Annotated in this window: 16 protein-coding genes; 5 read left to right on the plus strand and 11 right to left on the minus strand. The window is 53.2% G+C overall.

Going from position 1 to position 18,954, the window contains the following annotated elements:
• Positions 1–548: 548 nt before the first annotated feature.
• Positions 549–1,478 (minus strand): transcriptional activator NhaR, encoded by a 930-nt coding sequence (nhaR, locus tag M8T91_RS07770; RefSeq protein WP_301418448.1) that lies wholly within the window; start codon positions 1,476–1,478, stop codon positions 549–551.
• A gap of 165 nt (positions 1,479–1,643) precedes the next feature.
• Between nhaR and nhaA the strand changes: the two genes are divergently transcribed.
• Together nhaA and M8T91_RS07780 are read left to right on the plus strand one after the other, a co-directional pair.
• Entirely contained in the window at positions 1,644–2,825 is a 1,182-nt protein-coding gene (gene nhaA / locus M8T91_RS07775) for a Na+/H+ antiporter NhaA (RefSeq protein ID WP_301419046.1), read from the plus strand.
• 1,018 nt (positions 2,826–3,843) lie between these two features.
• Complete coding sequence (locus M8T91_RS07780; protein WP_301418450.1) at positions 3,844–4,155, plus strand: DUF6506 family protein; 312 nt, start codon at positions 3,844–3,846, stop codon at positions 4,153–4,155.
• 827 nt (positions 4,156–4,982) lie between these two features.
• On the opposite strand, the gene ahpF is transcribed toward M8T91_RS07780, so the two are convergent.
• The 3 genes from ahpF to ahpC (M8T91_RS07795) form a co-directional block, all read right to left on the minus strand.
• Positions 4,983–6,524: an alkyl hydroperoxide reductase subunit F gene (ahpF, locus tag M8T91_RS07785; protein WP_301418452.1), complete on the minus strand. Its 1,542-nt coding sequence runs from the start codon at positions 6,522–6,524 to the stop codon at positions 4,983–4,985.
• Between the two features lie 73 nt (positions 6,525–6,597).
• Complete coding sequence (ahpC, locus tag M8T91_RS07790) at positions 6,598–7,164, minus strand: alkyl hydroperoxide reductase subunit C (protein WP_301418454.1); 567 nt, start codon at positions 7,162–7,164, stop codon at positions 6,598–6,600.
• 391 nt (positions 7,165–7,555) lie between these two features.
• Positions 7,556–8,122, minus strand: coding sequence for an alkyl hydroperoxide reductase subunit C (gene ahpC / locus M8T91_RS07795; protein WP_301418456.1), 567 nt, complete (start codon positions 8,120–8,122; stop codon positions 7,556–7,558).
• Between the two features lie 256 nt (positions 8,123–8,378).
• Between ahpC (M8T91_RS07795) and M8T91_RS07800 the strand changes: the two genes are divergently transcribed.
• The 3 genes from M8T91_RS07800 to M8T91_RS07810 are packed head-to-tail and all read left to right on the plus strand — an operon-like array spanning position 8,379 to position 10,830.
• A complete protein-coding gene (locus M8T91_RS07800) occupies positions 8,379–9,695 on the plus strand; it encodes a DUF2157 domain-containing protein (RefSeq protein ID WP_301418458.1) in 1,317 nt (438 codons plus the stop codon).
• Positions 9,692–10,210 carry a GDYXXLXY domain-containing protein gene (locus M8T91_RS07805; RefSeq protein ID WP_301418460.1) on the plus strand — a complete coding sequence of 173 codons (519 nt, stop codon included), beginning with the start codon at positions 9,692–9,694 and terminating at the stop codon, positions 10,208–10,210. Before M8T91_RS07800 ends, M8T91_RS07805 begins: the two co-directional genes overlap by 4 nt.
• A gap of 20 nt (positions 10,211–10,230) precedes the next feature.
• Positions 10,231–10,830 (plus strand): CPBP family intramembrane glutamic endopeptidase, encoded by a 600-nt coding sequence (locus tag M8T91_RS07810; protein WP_301418462.1) that lies wholly within the window; start codon positions 10,231–10,233, stop codon positions 10,828–10,830.
• A gap of 25 nt (positions 10,831–10,855) precedes the next feature.
• Here M8T91_RS07810 and M8T91_RS07815 read toward each other — a convergent pair whose 3' ends face one another.
• The 7 genes from M8T91_RS07815 to M8T91_RS07845 form a co-directional block, all read right to left on the minus strand.
• Complete coding sequence (locus M8T91_RS07815) at positions 10,856–11,485, minus strand: exopolysaccharide biosynthesis protein (protein WP_301418464.1); 630 nt, start codon at positions 11,483–11,485, stop codon at positions 10,856–10,858.
• Positions 11,486–11,573: 88 nt separating this feature from the next.
• A complete protein-coding gene (locus M8T91_RS07820; RefSeq protein ID WP_301418466.1) occupies positions 11,574–13,295 on the minus strand; it encodes a BatD family protein in 1,722 nt (573 codons plus the stop codon).
• Between the two features lie 48 nt (positions 13,296–13,343).
• Positions 13,344–15,197 carry a VWA domain-containing protein gene (locus tag M8T91_RS07825; protein ID WP_301418469.1) on the minus strand — a complete coding sequence of 618 codons (1,854 nt, stop codon included), beginning with the start codon at positions 15,195–15,197 and terminating at the stop codon, positions 13,344–13,346.
• Entirely contained in the window at positions 15,194–16,234 is a 1,041-nt protein-coding gene (locus M8T91_RS07830) for a vWA domain-containing protein (RefSeq protein WP_301418471.1), read from the minus strand. The genes M8T91_RS07825 and M8T91_RS07830 overlap by 4 nt, the downstream gene beginning before the upstream one ends.
• Positions 16,227–16,787, minus strand: coding sequence for a DUF4381 domain-containing protein (locus tag M8T91_RS07835; protein ID WP_301418473.1), 561 nt, complete (start codon positions 16,785–16,787; stop codon positions 16,227–16,229). The genes M8T91_RS07830 and M8T91_RS07835 overlap by 8 nt, the downstream gene beginning before the upstream one ends.
• A gap of 94 nt (positions 16,788–16,881) precedes the next feature.
• A complete protein-coding gene (locus M8T91_RS07840) occupies positions 16,882–17,862 on the minus strand; it encodes a DUF58 domain-containing protein (protein WP_301418474.1) in 981 nt (326 codons plus the stop codon).
• Positions 17,862–18,833 carry an AAA family ATPase gene (locus M8T91_RS07845; protein WP_301418476.1) on the minus strand — a complete coding sequence of 324 codons (972 nt, stop codon included), beginning with the start codon at positions 18,831–18,833 and terminating at the stop codon, positions 17,862–17,864. The genes M8T91_RS07840 and M8T91_RS07845 overlap by 1 nt, the downstream gene beginning before the upstream one ends.
• Positions 18,834–18,954: the final 121 nt, after the last annotated feature.

Genomic DNA, 18,954 nt, shown 5'->3' on the forward strand with positions numbered 1-18,954 from the left:
TGGGAAGGGAGAGTGTACTTGCTTTAGCTTCTAGTAGGTTTCAAATATCTGTGCGTGGGTATTGGCGATCAGAAACGACGGTTCATACTCTTTTAGCATAGATAACGGTATCTTGATTGAGGACTCAAGCATCAATGGAGTTTTGGTTTCCCGGACAAGTTGAATTCGTTGTCTGGCGCTTTCACATGCCTGGGTCAGCTCGGCGAATACTGATACAGAGCATAGGCCCAATGCCCCAAACCTTTCCTGAGGACTTAACTTTCGGTGTCGATGATAATTTTTCAGATCAATGAACAACCGCAGTACACACTCCAGAGACTCTTTCGAAGTGAACTGTCCGTTCAAACGCGGAATTTCCAGGGATTTTTTTAGTATTACTGTTGGCGTGGTTTATACACAGAGGCAGTGTGTGCATTCGATGCTCTCGCTACTGTTCGTCTCAATCTTTGGGAAGAATTTCACGCGAAGAATTCGTACAACCCGGTTTGAATCTTTAGAATTAGCGATGGTTTTAACAATAGAGAACCCGATGCATCACTCACTGGGGATCATCGCATGATTTTGCTATCCTCCGGATTTCGAGCGAATATCTTCTCTGCTGCTTCTACTAGCATCTTTACACCGGGGTGCTTGACTTTGCGTTCTGGTGAAATAGCATAAAAACGTTCTGTAACCTGTGTTGTTCTTCCGATAACAGACACGCCATACTGTCTGGAAACATGCTTTTCGATGATCCTTGGCGTACAAAAAACCCCGTAGCCAGATTGACCAAAGTATTTCATCATGGCACTGTCATCGAATTCTGCTGTGATGGCGGGATGAATCTGTTTCTGGTTAAACCAGGATTGCAGGTTGATTTTTTGATTGGATTTATCGCCACATATCAGAAAAGGGTGCTGGTGTAGTGACTCAGGGAAGCCTTTGCGCAGCTTTCTTGCGGACTGTGTATCGGCATAAAAGCTCAGGCCACACTCTCCCAGAAGATGGTTATAAGCTCGAATGGGGACTCCGGGTGCCAGCGGTCGATCCGATAGCACTAGATCCAACTGGTTGAGAGCCAACTCTGACAACAGTGAGTCAAAATCCCCCTCGCGACAGACAAGCTTGATTGGTCCTTCCAGGTCAAAGCTGTTTTTTAAAATGTCCACAGCCAGTATCTTGGGAATGACATCAGTAACGCCCACATTGAATACAAATGGTTGGCTGGAATCGACAGCGTTGATCCTTTGCTGTAACTCAGCGCCCAGGGAAAAAATGTCTTCTGCATAGCCATAGACCATCTTTCCCGATTGATTCATCACCAGCCGCTTACCTTTACGCTCAAATAACTGTACGCCCAGATAGTTTTCAAACACTGTGAGCTGACCGCTGATGGTCTGTGGTGAAAGGTGCAGTACTTTGGCCGCTTTTACGATACTACCCTCGCTGGCAATGGTGTAAAAATAGCGTAAATGATTGTAATTCAACTGCTGGGCCATGGAATGTCCTCCGCTTTCAGAGGTTTTTAATGATACGATTTTTTCGATGAATATGTAAGATATCATCGACTTTTATTGATTCACGGGTAGGTTATAGTGCTGCCCTGTGGTCCCGGGGAAAAGCAACTGTGAGGGGAGTTTTTGATGACTAAGGCATTCAGGGCAATGGTGCACCACGATGCAGCAGGCGGTATTTTATTGGTTGTTGCGGCCGCTCTGGCTATTGTGGTGGCCAACTCCCCGTTAGCCGGTGTCTACGAGCAGTTTCTCGGTGTGCCTGTGCGTATTGTTATAGGGAGCTTTTCCATCGATAAACCGCTATTACTCTGGATAAATGACGGTTTAATGGCCCTGTTCTTCTTTTTGATAGGTCTGGAAGTGAAGCGCGAGCTGGTTGAAGGGCATTTATCCTCCCGCGATCAAATTATTTTGCCCGCCATAGGCGCTGCAGCTGGTGTAATAACACCAGCCATCATCTATTCATTGATCAATAGTGGGGATCTTATTGCTGAGCGGGGTTGGGCGGTGCCCGCTGCAACCGATATTGCCTTTGCACTCGGCGTGTTAAGTCTGTTTGGGCGCAGAGTGCCAGCCAGCCTGAAACTTTTTTTACTGTCTGTTGCTATTTTTGATGATATTGCCGCGATTATCATTATTGCGCTATTTTATTTTGCTGAAGTATCAATGCTCTCCCTGACAGTGGCAGTCACTGGGCTGGCGATTCTCTTTGTACTCAATCGAATGGGTGTTCGCTATCAAAGTGTGTACGTTCTGATTGGCATTGTTGTTTGGGCGTCGGTATTAAAATCCGGTGTGCACGCCACACTGGCTGGTTTTGCTGTCGCTTTGCTGGTGCCGCTGAAAGCTAGAAATGAACACGGGCAACCGATACTGAAAGCCATGGAGCACGGTCTGCAACCATGGGTGGCATTTTTTATTCTGCCGGTATTTGCCTTCAGTAATGCTGGCGTCAATTTGGCGGGCACGACCGTGAATGACTTTTTAAATCCCATTTCTTTAGGTATCGCACTGGGGCTGTTTTTGGGGAACCAGCTAGGTATCTTCACTGTCTGCTGGACCGCAGTCAAGCTGGGGATTTCTAAATTGCCCATGGGGGCAACCTGGCCACAGCTTTACGGGGTGGCCTCCCTTTGCGGCATTGGTTTTACCATGAGCCTGTTCATCGGCTCGCTGGCCTTTGAAGGATTGAGTGAATCCTACCTGCACAGTGTCAAGATCGGCGTGCTAAGTGGTTCTATTTTATCTGTACTGTTTGGCTCTTATATTATTTATAAAGCTACGCAGGAAAACTTGAAAAATACACGCTTTAAATTGGCCAACTCCTAAATTAGCCAGCCGTTTTATTGCGAAACCACTTAAGTAGCAGGAATTAAGTGAAAAAATCAGCTCATGCAGGTAACCAATCACCGCAATGGACCAATTGTGTCGCGGCATAATGGGTTGGAGTCACACCCCATGCTTCTGACAAACGGTGGCACTGGTGCAGAGTTTTTGATTTGCTTGAGAATCGCCATGATCTGGCAGTCGGTAGTGGTCATGATGACTATTTTTAGCTAGCACTTACTACCAGGTCGGAAGGAAAGAATACCCCTCATTCAGGGCACGTTGTGAATACACCCCTGAAAGCTCCTAATCGGCATCCATGTCTCGTACGATTCTGAGACAAGGGTATTCCTCCCGTACTGGTGTGTTCCCAAAACGGGTAACTGCATGGTTGAATGAAGGTTGTCAGAGCGTTGACACAGTATCGCTTTGGAGGTAAAAAATGGGATAATAATCATGGTTGTGTAAATGCTAAGTATCAGGGAGAAAACTCTAAAGCCTGGTATGAATACAGTTTTGCTCGCAGCGGGAATACTTTCCATTGGCGTGGGTCTATTTCATTCATTATTGGGTGAGCTGTTAATTTTCAAAAAAGTCAGAGATGAGATCATGGTTCCCGCTGTTCTAAGCGGGTTGCTTGGTAAAAGCAATATGCGTATATTGTGAGCCACGTGGCATGTTGCAAGTATTTTTGGATGGATTGCCAGCGTCATGCTCATCAGTATCGCACTCAATAGGTTTTCAGGCTCAGCATTATTTATTCAGTATATCTCAGTATCAATGTTTGCTGCGGAGTTGCTGGTCTTTATGGCAACTAAGGTCAGGCATCCTGCTTGGATTGAACTTTGTGATGTTGCTTTTCTGTGTTGGCTGGCATGAAAATTAACAGGTTCATCACAATTCATTCAAAGGTACTCCTGAGGGGAGGGGTCTTTACTCTAAGGGTTCGCCGTTATGGTCTGCCTTTTCCCTTATGGTGGCGATTAATTTCAAGTAAAGAAGAGTTTGCCCGGGAGGCATCGTGATTAAACACTACGGGTTTATCGTCAAGGCTAAAAGTTATGATTATCCTCATGACAAAACGGTGATGGATACAACAGAGTTTTTTACTGAAGTTATTGGTGTCAGTAATGATCATGACGCTGTTTTAGCTGCAAAAGGAATGATAGAGCGTGGTGTGCAGGTCATTGAGCTTTGTGGTGGTTTTGGTTTGGAAAGTGCAGAAGAGATAATCTCACAGTTGGATACAGATATACCTGTTGGTTACGTTACATTTAATGAGAGAGAAAATCAAAAATTGGTGCGTATCATGTCTCAAAGTCCAGATGCATAACAGCCATTTCAAGCTGACTGCCAACGCATGGTATTTTCAGTTTGAGCCAGATTGTGTGTTTGTATTAAAAGAGCGATTTTGAATAGTATAGGGCTCTCGATTTATGCTCGCAATTTGAGCAGAAATTATGCAATAGCGCGCAAAGATCAGGAGATCGCTTCTGAGCTATAAAAACTAAATCAAATGGATTAAAGGCAGAAATACTGAGTTGAGTAAATTCTCAGACAGCGACGTGCTTAATGCATGTTTGGCGTGAGCCGCGCGATCCAGAATTAGGTATTTAGAGTACTTGCAGTCAGCCTTTGAAAAGCACGTCAACTCAGGTATTTGCAAGTTTATGTTGTTTTTGTGAGCGATAGCAAAGAATAGAAAAATTCTGAGATGCGCTTATTGAGTCAAAAGTTAACCGCCCAATCTTTGCCTCTAGAAACACATGATGTGAAAAGTGTTATTATAAAGGCGTGGTTGAAATTTGAGAAATCATAATTTGAAAATAAAAACCTTAAGAAAACAATAGAAAGCGTTTCTCCACAAACTGAAGCGACAGTTTGACGATTATTGGTCGTATTTCGAACATGAGGATGTCATAGCGAAATGTTGGCGTTACGGTTGATAACGGGTTTTTGCAGACCATCAGAAAAAATAAGAGAATGAAGCGGTACACCACAGGCGACGTATGCAAAATTCTGGGAGGGTACACAGACAGTTCTTATTCTAGCGGTGACAGTATGAATAGCCGGTATCCACCTGCCTACAGATAGATACCGGCTTGATGGTGTGACCATTTTATGATCTTGGAGTTGCCCCCTGCTGACAAGCCCCTTCTTTTAGGACCGGATCAAGTAGTCGAAAGCACTGAGCGCTGCGGTAGAACCGGCGCCCATGGAAACCACGATCTGCTTGTAGGGCACGGTAGTGGCGTCGCCGGCGGCATAGACGCCAGGGAGAGAGGTGGTTCCGCGCTCATCGATCACTATTTCGCCCATGGGATTCAATGCCACATCGGTTCTCTGTAGGAACTCTGTGTTGGGCACCAAGCCGATCTGTACAAAAACACCGGCAATCTCAAGAATGTGAGTTTCGCCAGTCGTGCGCTCGGTATAGGTGAGGCCGGTCACTTTCTTGCCGTCACCGAGCACTTCAGTAGTCTGGGCATTCACGATCATTTCGATGTTATCTTTCTGTTTTGCCTTGCGTACCAGAACCTCATCTGCACACAGTCGATCGGCAAATTCCAGTACGGTGACATGCTCGACAATACCGGCCAGGTCGATGGCGGCCTCGATACCGGAGTTGCCGCCGCCGATTACCGCAACACGCTTGCCTTTGAAGAAGGGGCCGTCGCAGTGAGGGCAGTAGGCAACGCCCCTGGTGCGATATTCCGCTTCACCAGGCACGCCCAGCGTTTTCCAGCGGGCACCTGTGGCGAGTACTACCGAGCGGCTGGACAGTGTGGCGCCACTATTGAGTTCCACCTGCAGCATGTCCTTGCGCTGTAAATGCGCGGCGCGCTGCTCTGTAATAATATCCACGCCGTACTCTTTCACGTGTTGTTCCAGGTTGGCAGCGAGTTTGGGACCCTCTGTGTAAGGTACGGAGATTAGGTTTTCAATACCCACGGTGTCCATCACCTGGCCGCCAAAGCGCTCCGCCACCAGTCCGGTGCGAATGCCCTTGCGCGCGGCGTAAATGGCTGCTGCAGCGCCGGCCGGTCCTCCCCCAATGACCAGGAGGTCGTAGGGGGCTTTTGCATTCAGCTTGGCAGCTTTACGCTCGGCGGCACCAGTATCCAGTTTGCCAATGATTTCCTCAATTGACATCCTGCCCTGGCCAAAATGGTCACCGTTTAAGTAAACGGCGGGTACTGCCATCACGTTACGTGCTTCTACCTCTTCCTGGAACAGGCTCCCATCGATCATCTCGTGGGATATATTCGGATTGAGCGTGGCCATCAGGTTCAGTGCCTGCACCACATCCGGACAATTCTGGCAGGACAGGGAGATATAGGTTTCAAAGTGGTATTTGCCCTCCAGGTTGCGCACCTGCTCCAGTAGCTCGGGATCGATTTTGGCGGGATGGCCGCCCGCCTGCAGCAGTGCCAGTACCAGCGAGGTGAATTCGTGGCCCAGGGGAATACCGGCAAAACTGACACGGGGCTTGGTGCCGACAGGTGCAATGGCCATGCTCGGGTTGCGCTTGGCCGGTTCCTGTCGCACGGAGATTTTCCCGCAGAGCGCAGAGATTTCTTCCACCAAAGCGTGCATTTCTTTGGATTTAACACTGTTATCTGTGGATACGTGAATCGCTATCGGTTGAACAATATTTTGCAGGTAGGTGTTCAGTTGGTTTTTCAGGTTTGCATCTAACATCGGTGTTCCTTTACTTTCACATTCTCAATATTTCACCAGCCCGCCTTCTGGCGGGCTCGAGCAGTCAATGGGTTTAAATTTTTCCTACCAAATCCAGGGAGGGTGTCAGGGTTTCTTCGCCCTCTCTCCACTTGGCTGGGCAAACCTCGCGGGGGTGTGCGGCAATGTACTGGGCAGCCTTGATCTTGCGCAGCAATTCACCGGCATTGCGGCCAGTCCCTCCGGCAGTCATCTCTACAACTTGAATACGGCTCTGGGGATCGACGACGAAGGTGCCGCGATCGGCAATGCCTTCCTCTTCAATCATCACACCAAAATTGCGGGCAATGGTGCCGGTGGGGTCGCCGATCATCGGGAACTGGATCTTGCGGATAGTTTCCGAGGCGTCATGCCAGGCTTTGTGAGTGAAGTGGGTATCGGTGGAAACAGAGTAGATTTCCACCCACAGTTTTCGGAAAGCTTGATACTGCTCTGCCAGGTCCCCCAACTCGGTGGGACAGACAAACGTAAAGTCGGCGGGATAGAAGAAAAACACGGCCCAACTGCCTAACATGCCGGTATCGCTGATTTCAAAAAAGTCGCCGTCCTGGGAGGCCCTGGCATTGGAAGGCTTCAACTTGGTTTCTCTATAACGTGACATAGGGAACTACTCAAATCTTCAAAGTCTTGCCGCTAGTGGTTCAAATATGAAATTTATACTATCAAGTAAAATTCACTGATAGAAATTATTTATATAAATATCTTTGATAGTTATTTCATATCAGTGGCTCTTTCTGATACCCATGTGCAAAAGGTGATCTGGCGCAGGGTGGTACCCGGATGTCTCCGTGGCTCCTAACCTCGCAAAGGCAGGGGAGGGGAAGGGGCGGGTTTTGAGCCGGCGCGTTAAACAGGAGGGTGAAGTGTCATATTGGGGAAACAGAGAAAACGTGTGGGTTGGTGACTGTTCTTAATGATGGCCTCAATGGCAGTGCCCGCTAGATAGCGGGCACTGCCAGTTCCAACCCAGTGTGATCCGATTCAGCAATGCCTTAGATTTTGCCAATCAGGTCCAGGGAGGGCGCCAGGGTTTCTTCGCCCTCCTGCCATTTGGCGGGGCAAACCTCGCCGGGATGTGCGGCAATGTACTGGGCAGCCTTGATCTTGCGCAGCAACTCGCCGGCATCTCGGCCAATACCACCGGCAGTAATCTCCACAATCTGGATACGGCCCTGGGGATCGACAACGAAGGTGCCGCGGTCGGCAATACCTTCCTCTTCGATCATTACACCAAAATTGCGGGTGATGGTGCCGGTGGGGTCGCCGATCATCGGGAACTGGATCTTGCGGATAGTTTCCGAGGTGTCATGCCAGGCCTTGTGCGTGAAGTGGGTATCGGTGGATACCGAGTAAACTTCCACACCCAGCTTCTGAAAGGCTTCGTAGTTGTCCGCCAGGTCACCCAGCTCAGTGGGACAGACAAACGTAAAGTCGGCAGGGTAAAAGAAAAACACGGCCCACTTGCCCAGCACGTCGGTGTTGCTGATATCAAGAAAATCGCCGCTCTGGTAGGCTTTGGCGCTGAATGGTTTCAATTCGGAATCGATGTATCGGGACATGAAAAGCTCCTTAGGATGTTTAAGATCTGATGCTGAATAAGCTTGATGGGTTGTATTCTATTTGCGCTTTCTTATTGATAAAAATAAACAATTTAAATGTGCTAAATAGGTTCCTGCTATCGGGTAGTTACCCCTGCCACAGTGTCAGTTTTGCCACCTGCCCCTGTGGATAGGCACCACACTATCAGTACTCCAGCGGTATGGGACATGATCCACCGGTTGCGTCCACAATGGTGTTTTTGTGTAAGGGAATGGTATGCGATTGATTCGGCTGTTAAAGCACGACCTGGCTCGGGAGGCCCGGGAGTGGGTGGCGGATGGTGTGATCAGCGAGGCCCAGGCGAGATTGATCTGTGCCCGCTATGCGGTGGACTACCACGGAGCGCCCCAGCGCGCACTCGGTTACAACCTGCTGGTAGGACTCGGGTATTTATTTGTCGGACTGGCTGTGATCACCTTGCTGGGGGCCAATTGGGAAGAGATTCCTCGCGCCCTGCGCATGATAGGAGTGATTGCCATCACCATTGGGACCCAGGTTTTGGCTTTGCGGGTGTATCTCACCCGCGATCCCCGGGCGGGGGAGGGGCTCTTCCTGTTGGGGAATATCTTTTTTGGTGCGGCGATCATTCTGATCGCACAGATCTACCACCTGGGTGAGCATATGCCCGACGGGGTTTTCTGGTGGGCCCTGGGATGTGTGCCTTTTGCCTTGATTACCCGCAGCCCCTGGCTTGCCATCCAGGCCAATGCACTGGCGCTTATCTGGTTTCTGCTGCAAGTCAACCTGGGCTTTTATCCGGTGCTTTTCCCACTCTTTTTGCTGGTTTCCCTGTATGTACTGATTTGGGGACGGACAAGCATCATCCTGTTGCTGATGACCATACTCAGCGGAGGCCTATGGCTTGAATATTCCCTGGCGGAATTGTGGCGGTCGCAAGCACAGCGTTTTGATTTGAACTTACTCCCGGAAAATCTGGCAGTGGCGGTTGGCCTGCTTATCTTTCTGTATGTATTCGCGCACTGGCTGGCGCGGCGGCTGTCACCGACGGCCAGAGATTATGCCGCTGTGATCTCGGTGTGGTGCCTGCGTTTTGCCCTGATTGCTATGTTGATTTTCAGTTTCGAGCAGCCCTGGAAGCAACTGATTGAGGCGGACTGGCACCACCGCTACGCCATGTGGGTGGTGGTTGCTGTAATAGGGGGCGCAACCCTGATGCTGGCGGTGCCGGCGAGGCGTCTGTTAGCCAGTGCAATCCAACTTCTGACGTTGGTCGCAGTACTGTTTCTGGTGAGTCACAGTGACAGTGCTGCACTGGCTGTCTACCTGCAGGTGGCTACCAATTTTGCCCTGATCGGCAGCGGCATCTGGCTCATTTTACGCGGCATTTACGCCGGTATTTCTCATTATTTTTTCCTGGGGGTAGTGTCTATTTTACTGGTTGCGCTGCTGCGGTATTTCGACCTGATGGGTGATTATGTGGGGGCAGCACTGATCTTTATCCTGTTTGCCGGCCTGCTGATCGGTGTCGCAAAGTACTGGAGGTATCGCCAAGGCAGGGAGGGCTCGCGATGAAACGCACAATCCCGATTGCCCTGGGGATGGCTATTGCCGCGCAGTGTTTAATACTCATCGGGTTGTATGTAGAGGCGCAGGTACCCCTGTGGCTTGGCGAGCCGATTCGGGTAAAGACCGTACCGGTGGATCCCCGCTCCCTGTTCCGCGGCAATTACGCCAGACTCAGTTATGATTTCTCCACTATTGCTCAGTCGGCCTTTCAAGAAGATCAGCCACTGCGCCAGGGAGAAGTGGTGTATGTCTCCCTGAAAAAGCACCCGTCCGGTCTCTATGTATTTTCCTCGGCGAGTCTGGAAAGGCCGCAGAGGGGCATTTTTCTGCGGGGGCGTGTGGTGGGAAATCGCTGGGGCAATACCGGCGATTACCGCATCAAGTACGGTATTGAAGCCTACTTTGCTCCCAGGGAAAAAGCGCTGCAGCTTGAAGACGCGTTGCGGGATGGTGGAGTGGCAGAACTGATGGTGATGTCCAGTGGCAGGGCTGGTCTCAGGAAACTGGCTGGCGATGACTAACACTTGCGGAACCCGTTGAAATGACAGTACCTCAAATGACCAGGACAGGCGTCTTTCCTTTGCTGCTGGCCATACAGGCCGTCTGTCTGCTGGCTGCTGTGGTGGGGGGCTACTTTTCCGGTGTTGAGCTGAATTTGCTGGGTGGTGCTCTCTGGGGCGCGCTTTTTTTTGCGTTGATTGGTGCACTGGCCAGTTTTGTCTCGGTGGTCTGGCTGACCCGTTCCAATACTGCTGTGGGCCGGACTCTGCGCCGGCATTGTACTCAGCTGACACCGGTGTTCGCGGGACTCTCCATCGGCCAGATTGCAGTGATTGCCGCTGTCACGGGTATTTGTGAGGAACTGCTGTTTCGCGGTTTTTTGCAGGTTTGGTGGTCCCAGTTGAGTTCGCCATTGGCCGGGCTGTTGGGTGCCTCGCTGGTATTCGCGTTATTGCACTGGGCATCACGGGTTTATGTTCTGCTGACTTTTGTGTTCGGGTTGATTTTGGGTCTTGCGTACCAGGCAAATGGCAGCTTGTTGGGTGTTATTACCTGGCATGCCATGTACGATCTTCTCGTGTTGGTGACACTCGTTTATCACCCGCACTTGCTCGGTGTGGATGCAGCCGGTATCCACTGAGCAGCTCCGCCTGAAGAATATCAAACTAGAGGAGTGTGCTGACGAGCAATCCCGTTAAAAGTGCGGTAACCGCAAATGCCATCAGGGCCAGCAGGCCGTCGTGGGACACCAGAGCCAGACCGAATATCGTAAGGGCGAACCCCGCGGTAGTCGCGGAAAAAGGCACTGGTTCCATCAAGGGTATGGCCAGTGCGATTAGGGAGCAAATCGCTGCGATGGCATAGGTTCCCCCCCGCCTGACCAAAAAGTCCAGGCGCGGCTGCATCCAGCGGTCGGCGAACTCAGCTGGTTTTTTCATGCCATTGAGGGCCTTGTTGAGCTTGCCTTTGGAGATGGAACGCCGCAGCAGCCACTGGGGCAGCCACACATGCCGGCGCCCCAGCAGCAGTTGAATGGCAACCAGTAGCAGCAGAGCCGCCATGGCACTGGAGACACCGGGTACACCGCTGAGCGGTGAGAACAAAATCAGTCCCACCAGTAACAGGAAGGGGGCAAAAGACCTGAGCCCGATGGCTTCAATTACCAATTGCAGGGAGATGCGTTTCGAATGCCGGCTGCTGGTTTCGATTTGATCCAGCAGCTGGCTCAATCCTGTGATTTCATCCGCCATAGCGATGGTTTGGCTCTGGTAGTTGCTCCCCAGGCATTTGCTCATCCCCTGCCAGCCGTTTGCTGAATGGCCGCCACCCAGCCTGGGGTTACTGATAGTCTGAACTCCATGAGCGGGGATCGCCAGTTTTCTACTAACCAAACAACTTGGGCAAAGCTTCCGCCTCTTCAGCCTCTCCATTATGACCGGCCCTGCGGTCCATCAATCGCTCTACAAGCCCCTGGATTTTCCCCATGGGCAATGGCCTGGGTGGCTGTTGATAGAGAGCGGCACCCAGCAGTTCTTGCAATTCATCAAGCTCTTCAAAGCCGAGCTGGCGGGTGGCATCGGCCAGGGTAGCGCTCTCAACCTGAGGCCAGCGGGTGTGCAGCCAGTTGAGGATGGCTTGCTGGATGTGTCTGGGGTTTCCACTGTCGACAGCCCGCTTCACGGCACTGCTGCCATAGCTTTTGTGCGGCCGCGGGTTTTTAGGCACAGCCTGCCCATTTGCGCGGATGTGCTGGCGGCGCAGGTGGTAAAAATAGAGTAGCCATAACAGGTTCGAGGCAAGTGCGGCTATCGCCAGGTTGCGCCAGAAGTGGTCCTGCACTTCGAGGCTGGGAGTACCTGGCACCAGTGTTTGCAGGGTTCCGGCCTCCTGGCTGGGAGCAGCGGGTGCAGCGCTGCCGCTAACGTTAAAACGGAAGGCGGGCAGTTGCGTAGCCCTTTGTTGATGGTTTTTGGTATCCCACCAGGTGAGGGTTATGGCCGGCAGTTGATAGCTTCCGGGCCGGGTGGCGACAATGGCTGTGGTCTCTATACGACTGCCGGTCACCCCGTCGGGACCGGTCTGGTCTTCCTGTTGGGGTTGATCCGGATAGGTCTTCAGTCCTTCCACATCCAGTTTGGGCAGTGGTGGCAGTTGTGCAGCGCGCAGGCCTTCACCACGCACCGTAAGGATGCGGGTAATGGGCTCCCCAACTGCGAATGTATCGGTGTCCTGGCTCCAGCTCTGTACTATACCCAGGCTCGTAGCTGGCAGCCAGTGTGCACCGCTATAGCGATCGGGTTTGGGCAGCACTTCCACGGTTTTTGCCAGGGAGCGGAGGCGCAGGCGCTGACTGTTGCGGTTGAAAAGGGAAAAGGGGTCCCTGCGCCCGGCCACTGCAGCATAGGCCAGCGCTGGAATGGTGAGTTGTCCCGAGCTGTCTGCAAAGACCGCATAGGTCAATTCGTACACTGCATAACTGGTGCCGTTCAGTTTTCGCTCGTAGCGCTGCTCATTCACTTTCTCGACATGGGCTCCGGTGACCTGCAGGGGCTGAGTGGCAATATCGTGCAGGCCGATTGTGGTATACAGGCGCACATCCACCAATAATTGCTCCTGAACGTAGACTTTGCTTTTATCCAGTTCTACTTCCAGAAAGACTTTGCGCTCGCTATCCTCTGGGCGGCTTTGCGGTTCGCTCACGGCAATGGGGATCGCGTTGGAGACCTGGTCCTTGTAGTGGAGGGATGGAATCATTAATTCACCCTCGCGCTTGGGAGCGAGCGAGAGCGTCCATTCCACAAAGCTTTCCGCTCGACCATTGATCACGCGGTATTGGTTCGACTGTTGCCGTGAAAGAATATCAAAATCTTTTTCCAGCAGTTCAAAATCGGGCTGTCCGCCACTTTCGTCACCGGAGTATCTGAGGCGCAGGTTGACGGTCTCGTCAATAGCGATTTTATCTCTATCAACGCTGGCATTCAGTTCGCTTGCACGGGTGATGGTCGCCAAACCGAGCAGCACAAAAATGAAACACAATCCATAGAGCCCCACCCCCAATCGAATCCCTGGGCCGCGGGTCAACTGTTTTTTATTTGACCGCCTCATAGAATTGTCTGATGCCAGTGCCGTCATAAAATCGTATCACCTCTTTCCCTACCATCTTTGAGTGGCGCCATTTTCCGGGGGCTCCCACTCGCCGCTGCGATAAGCGCGACGCCTTTGCAGACTTTCATATTTGAATTTTTCGCGCATCAGGCCCGCGGGGTCGTCGGGGATCTGCCGTAGCCACTGGTCCAATGCCTGTTGAGTTTCCGGGTCCAGGTCAGATTCCCGGATACCTGTTTCAGCAGGTTCCTGGTCCCCATCCTGATTCTGTTCTTCCCCAATCTGTTGCGCTTTTGGAGATGGCTGTTCTTTTTCCTGTGGCTCGGCACTGGAGGTTTCCTGCGAGGAAGATTGTTCCCGCTTTTGTTCCTGACCGGGCTCCTGCCCGGAGGAGCGCTCTTCACGGTCAGCGGATTGCCGGTTGTCGCCCTGCTGCTGTTGCTGGCTCTGTTGTTGGTTGGCCGATTGCTGCTGTTCTTGTTGTTGTCCCTGTTGTTCTTTTGATTCCTGCTGCTGTGGGGGTTTTTGCAGCTCCTGCAATTGTTTGGCAATGCGCCGATTGTGTTCAGCGTCGGTGAATTGTGGAGCTTGTTGCAGGGCGCGGTCGTAGGCTTCAATGGCCCTGTTGTAATCCCCTTGCTGAACCAGGCTATTGCCCAGGTTGTAGAGACCTTGAGGATCATTGCTGAGGGCAAAATCCTCCTGGGCTGCGGCATAGTCACCGGCGCGATAGTTGGCAGTGCCCCGCCACTGGGGGTTCCTGAATGTCTCTGCCGCCTCCGCAGGCTCACCCTCGGCAAGCAGTTGCTGACCCTGTTGGTCCTTGCGCTGCCAGAGATCTTTCCAATCGAAAGCCCGGCTCTCATTGGGCAGACCCACAAGCAGGACCAGGGGCAGGGTGCAGGCCAGTGTGCCGCGGCGGAATAGAAGGGCGGCAAGGGGCAGGATCAGCAGAATCAGCAAAGGGCCTTCATCGCGCCACTGATCGAACTCTCTCTCGGTTAGTTGCGCCTGCTGTGGGCGCCCGGATTGTGGTAACAAATGATCGATATCGCTGTCGCTTACGGCAATCCTTGCATAGCGGCCGCCACTGCTTCTGGCGAGGTTACGCAGTGCACGGGGATTGAAATTGGATATCACAATCGCCCCTTCCCTGTCTGTGACAAAGCCACCGCTGGTACCCCGGGGTATTGGGCTCCCCTCGCCACTGCCCACGGCGAGAATATTGAGCGCTACATTGGCATCGGCAAGCGACTTGGCCACGGTATCCAGGGCCATTGGGTCAATACCGTCTGTTACCGCGAGAAGCTGACCGCGGCCGGCAGCCCCGTCTTTCAGAAGGCGAATGCCGGTTTCCACGCCCATTTCAATATTGCTGCCGGGTACCGGCATCACAGAGGGGGAGAGTGCGGGAACCAGGTTGGCAATGGTGGCAGTATCCTCGGTGAGCGGTGTCACTACGTGGGCCTCGCCGGCATAGGCCACCAGAGCCGTCAATCCGTCCTTGCGTTCTCGCAGAATATCCAGGACTTTCAGCCGCGCGCGCGTGAGACGGTTGGGGGAGAGATCTGTCGCCATCATGGAGGGGGACAGGTCCAGCAAAATTACCAGGGCGTCCTGATTGCTGTATATCGGTGTGGGCAGTTTCCGCCAGGTGGGGCCGGCCAGGGCGAGAATCATCGCGGCCATCAGGGCAAAAACCAGTGCAAACAGCCAGGGGCGTTTGGCCCCTCCACGCAACAATAGGTGCGGTAACAGGTCTGCATCAATCACTTTTTGCAGTTGTGCGCTGTTGAGAACGGTCTTCCAGAGCCCCCAGCAAAGCAGTGCGGCCGGTATCAGCAGCCACAGCCAGTAGGGGCGCAGAAAGTGAAAGGACTGTAGTAAGTCTGGCATATTCATTGTGCCCGGCCTCCGCGGACAGCCGTGCGGTTAAGACGGCCTCCCGCGTGGCTCAAAGAGGCAGCAAGTGGCGTCAGGGCCCAGATACCCGACAGTAACAGAGCGGTGCCCAGTGGCCAGAAAAAGAGGGATTTCAGCGGTCGATAACTTTCCGCTTCCTGTTCTACCGGCTCAAGGGCATCCAGTTCGGCGTAAATCTCTGCCAGTTCCCGGGGGTTGTGGGCGCGGAAGTAGCGCCCGCCGGTTTCTTCCGCGATGGCTTGCAGTGTCTTGCTGTCCAGGTCCCTGGAGGGATTGATCCTGCGGCTGCCAAAGCGACTGCCCAAAAGCCCTGGCTGCACCATTTCATCAGCGCCCACACCGATGGTATAGACAGTAATTCCGGCCTGTTGTGCCAGTTGTGCCGCTTTGAGTGGAGAGACCTCCCCAGCGGTATTGGCACCATCGGTCAGCAGGATAAGAACCCGCTGTTCGGCGGGGCGCTGGGTGAGCCGCTTCACGGACAGGCCAATGGCGTCGCCGATAGCGGTGCCCTGACCGGCAAACCCAATCTGTGCCTCGCGCAATAATGTACCGACGGTTTCCCGGTCATAGGTGAGCGGTGCCTGAAGATAAGCGCGGGTGCCGAACAGTACCAGCCCCAGCCGATCGCCTTTGCGGCGCTCGACAAAATCCCCGACGACCTGCTTGACGGCATCGATACGCATGGCTGGACGGCCCCCAATCAGCATATCTGGAGTTTCCATACTGCCGGAAATGTCTACGGCCACCAGTAGGTCACGGGCGCTGCCAGCCTGGGTAATGGGCTCGCCGTACCAGCGCGGGCGGGCGGCGGCGCAGATCAGCAACAGCCAGAGGAGGCTGAGTAGCAGCAGGTTGAACAGATTACTTTGACCTCCGCTGTCGCGGTGTGACAAGGCCGCATAAAAAGGGACTTTGAGTGCGCTGTTTAAGGGTTTGGCGCGGGGCAACAACCAGCGCAGCAAAAGTGGCAGCGGGGTGAGAAAAAAAACCCAGAGCCAGGCAAATTCAAACACGGCCGGTCTCCCGGTTTGGCTCGGCAGAAGACATTCCTTGCGCAGGGTGGCCGTGTTGTTCCACCCAGCCAATAGCGTATTCTCGCAACACGTTGTTTTTTTCCGGGTCGTCGGTACCGCGATACAACTGTTCTAGCAGAACCTGCCTTGCATCGGAAGGGCATGGCAATGGGGCGGTATTTTGCAGAAATGTCAACCACTGAGGGCCGGTGAGATTGGCGCACTGCATACGGCCAAAGCTGGTCACGGCGACCCGCTTTAGAATTTCGTTCATCTCGGCACTGGCTGTGGACTGGCTGGTGTCGACCGCTCTCAAAAGGGCCACAGCTTCGACCCGATAGCGATTGCGGCGGGCTTTTATGCGTCGGCGCACGATTCCCAAACAAACGCCCACCAGACAAGCCGAGATCAGTGCCGCGAGCAGCCACCATCCTGGTGCAGGCGGCCACCAACTGACGGAAGCAGGCTCTCGTATGTCGTGTAGTTGCGCCAGCAGTTCCCGGGCTTGCGGGGAAGGCGCTGGTGTTTGTTGCCGTTTGGTCCCTCTCAGCATAACGGCTCCCAGGCGGGTACAGACTTGCCGATGACCGTGCTTTTGAGCGTCTGGCGACAACCGTTGGCAGATATTGAAACGCCCACCTTACCAATCACGGTTGCCCCCTTTTTCTGTTTCTGTAGCAGTTGTTTTTCTGGTGTGACCCATAGAAGGACATCAGCTCCGGCACCAGGGGTTTGGTGTTGTCAAAGTCCAGTAACGGCAGCCGGTGGCGGCGGCAGAGCTGCTCCACTTCGATACGAAGGCGGGCCTGTTTTTTTGCAAAAGCGTCCCGCTGGGAGCGGTTAACGGCATTCAGAAAAGTGCGCTGGAGGCCGTCTGTGATCGTCATCGAGTGTGCCGGAAGTTTTTGCTCCAGAGGATCGGTTACCCGGATTACCTGCAGGTCCGCTTGTCGGGATAGCAGGTATAGGGGTTGCGAACAGGGTTCATTGAGGTCGTGACAGTCGCTGATCAGGAAAAGGGCACTGCCAGGGCGGGCGATGCGGCGGGCCTCTTCCAACAGGGTCTTCAGGGAATGACTGCCATTTTCCGCTATCGGGCTGCTGAGTTCGCCCGCCCTGGCCACCATACTGTGAATCATTGCCAGTACGGCGTGGTGACTGCGCCGCGGACGAACAGTATCAATCTCCCGGTCTGAAAAAAGCAGGGCGCCAATACGATCGCTGTGCAGCAGTCCGGCCCAGCCGAGTGCTGCGGCAATGCCGCTGGCGGCTACAGATTTAAAAGCGCGATGGCTGCCAAAGAACATCGGTGAGCGCAGATCCAGCAGGATAACCACCGGCCTTTCCCGCTCCTCCTGGTAGAGTTTGGTATGGGTTTTGCCAGTACGTGCTGTAACGCGCCAATCAATAGAGCGGACATCGTCACCAGCCTGATAGCCCCTGACCTCCTCAAAGTTCATGCCGCGGCCGCGATAGCGGGTGAGCAGATTGCCGGCCTGGTCGCTGCGCGCCAGGCGCGGTTGAAACAATTGCAGCTGGCGCGCTGCATAGCGCAATTGTACCAGCGGGCCCACTTGTGGATAGGCGCCGCGCAATTCCGAATCTAACTGGGGGGCTGCAGCTTGCATCAAATGGCTGGAACCTGCTGCAGCAATCGCTCTATTACCTGGCCGGTGTTAATGCCGGCGGCTTCGGCTTCAAAACTGAGCAACAGGCGATGGCGTAAAATATCGGGAGCCACATCCATTACGTCGTCTGGGGTCACATAATCACGGCCGGCAAGCCAGGCTCGAGCGCGGGCACAGCGATCCAAGGCAATGGTTGCCCTGGGACTGGCGCCAAAATCTAACCAGGACGCCAACTCGCGGTCATACTTCATTGGCTCACGCGTGGCGATGACAAGTTGCACAGTGTAGGTTTCCACTGCCTCAATCATCTGCATGTCCAAAATTTGCTTGCGGGCCTGAAAGATGGTCTCCTGATTGATCACGTCGTCAGGGCGATTTTCGCCAAGGCTAGCCTCGGATCTGGCCAGACGCAGAATTTTTGCTTCCGCCTCTGCATCCGGGTAGGCAAGATTCACCTGCATTAAGAATCGGTCTAACTGAGCCTCTGGTAGAGGATAGGTGCCCTCCTGCTCAATAGGGTTTTGAGTGGCCATCACCAAGAATAACTGTGGTAGCGGATAGGTTTTCCGCCCTACACTGATTTGTCGCTCTGCCATGGCCTCCAACAGTGCGGACTGCACTTTGGCGGGAGCGCGATTGATCTCATCGGCCAGGATCAGGTTGTGAAAGACCGGCCCTGGCTGGAAGTGGAACTCACCGGTTTCCGGCCGGTAAATATCAGTACCAGTAATATCTGCCGGCAACAGGTCCGGTGTAAATTGAACGCGATGGAAGTCTCCCTCAACAGCTTCGCCCAGTGTTTTAATCGCCTTGGTTTTGGCCAGGCCCGGAGCGCCCTCCACCAACAGGTGGCCGTCTGCAAGCAGGGCGATCAATATGCGGTTGACCAGCGTTTTCTGACCGATAATCTGCTCTTCCAACCAGTCGCCCAGGGCGACAATGCGATCTCTGATATTCCGGTTTGCTTCCATAGCATCTCTTCTTTTGCGAATGTGCCCGCCGAGTCGAATTGGCTGGCTATCTGCGATCTTTTATATATAGTCGCCCCTATTGGGGTTGGCTCCGTTGATTTTAACGGCACCAGAAGAAGAG

Source organism: Microbulbifer sp. MI-G (assembly GCF_030440425.1).
GTDB lineage: Bacteria > Pseudomonadota > Gammaproteobacteria > Pseudomonadales > Cellvibrionaceae > Microbulbifer > Microbulbifer spongiae.

Bases quoted from the DNA above. Each gene is read 5' to 3' on its own strand.
- nhaR (WP_301418448.1), bottom strand. From the start codon at position 1,478: ATGGCCCAGCAGTTGAATTACAATCATTTACGCTATTTTTACACCATT.
- nhaA (WP_301419046.1), top strand. From the start codon at position 1,644: ATGGTGCACCACGATGCAGCAGGCGGTATTTTATTGGTTGTTGCGGCC.
- ahpF (WP_301418452.1), bottom strand. From the start codon at position 6,524: ATGTTAGATGCAAACCTGAAAAACCAACTGAACACCTACCTGCAAAAT.
- ahpC (WP_301418454.1), bottom strand. From the start codon at position 7,164: ATGTCACGTTATAGAGAAACCAAGTTGAAGCCTTCCAATGCCAGGGCC.
- ahpC (WP_301418456.1), bottom strand. From the start codon at position 8,122: ATGTCCCGATACATCGATTCCGAATTGAAACCATTCAGCGCCAAAGCC.
- M8T91_RS07800 (WP_301418458.1), top strand. From the start codon at position 8,379: ATGCGATTGATTCGGCTGTTAAAGCACGACCTGGCTCGGGAGGCCCGG.
- M8T91_RS07805 (WP_301418460.1), top strand. From the start codon at position 9,692: ATGAAACGCACAATCCCGATTGCCCTGGGGATGGCTATTGCCGCGCAG.
- M8T91_RS07810 (WP_301418462.1), top strand. From the start codon at position 10,231: ATGACAGTACCTCAAATGACCAGGACAGGCGTCTTTCCTTTGCTGCTG.
- M8T91_RS07815 (WP_301418464.1), bottom strand. From the start codon at position 11,485: ATGAGCAAATGCCTGGGGAGCAACTACCAGAGCCAAACCATCGCTATG.
- M8T91_RS07820 (WP_301418466.1), bottom strand. From the start codon at position 13,295: ATGAGGCGGTCAAATAAAAAACAGTTGACCCGCGGCCCAGGGATTCGA.
- M8T91_RS07825 (WP_301418469.1), bottom strand. From the start codon at position 15,197: ATGAATATGCCAGACTTACTACAGTCCTTTCACTTTCTGCGCCCCTAC.
- M8T91_RS07835 (WP_301418473.1), bottom strand. From the start codon at position 16,787: ATGCTGAGAGGGACCAAACGGCAACAAACACCAGCGCCTTCCCCGCAA.
- M8T91_RS07840 (WP_301418474.1), bottom strand. From the start codon at position 17,862: ATGCAAGCTGCAGCCCCCCAGTTAGATTCGGAATTGCGCGGCGCCTAT.
- M8T91_RS07845 (WP_301418476.1), bottom strand. From the start codon at position 18,833: ATGGAAGCAAACCGGAATATCAGAGATCGCATTGTCGCCCTGGGCGAC.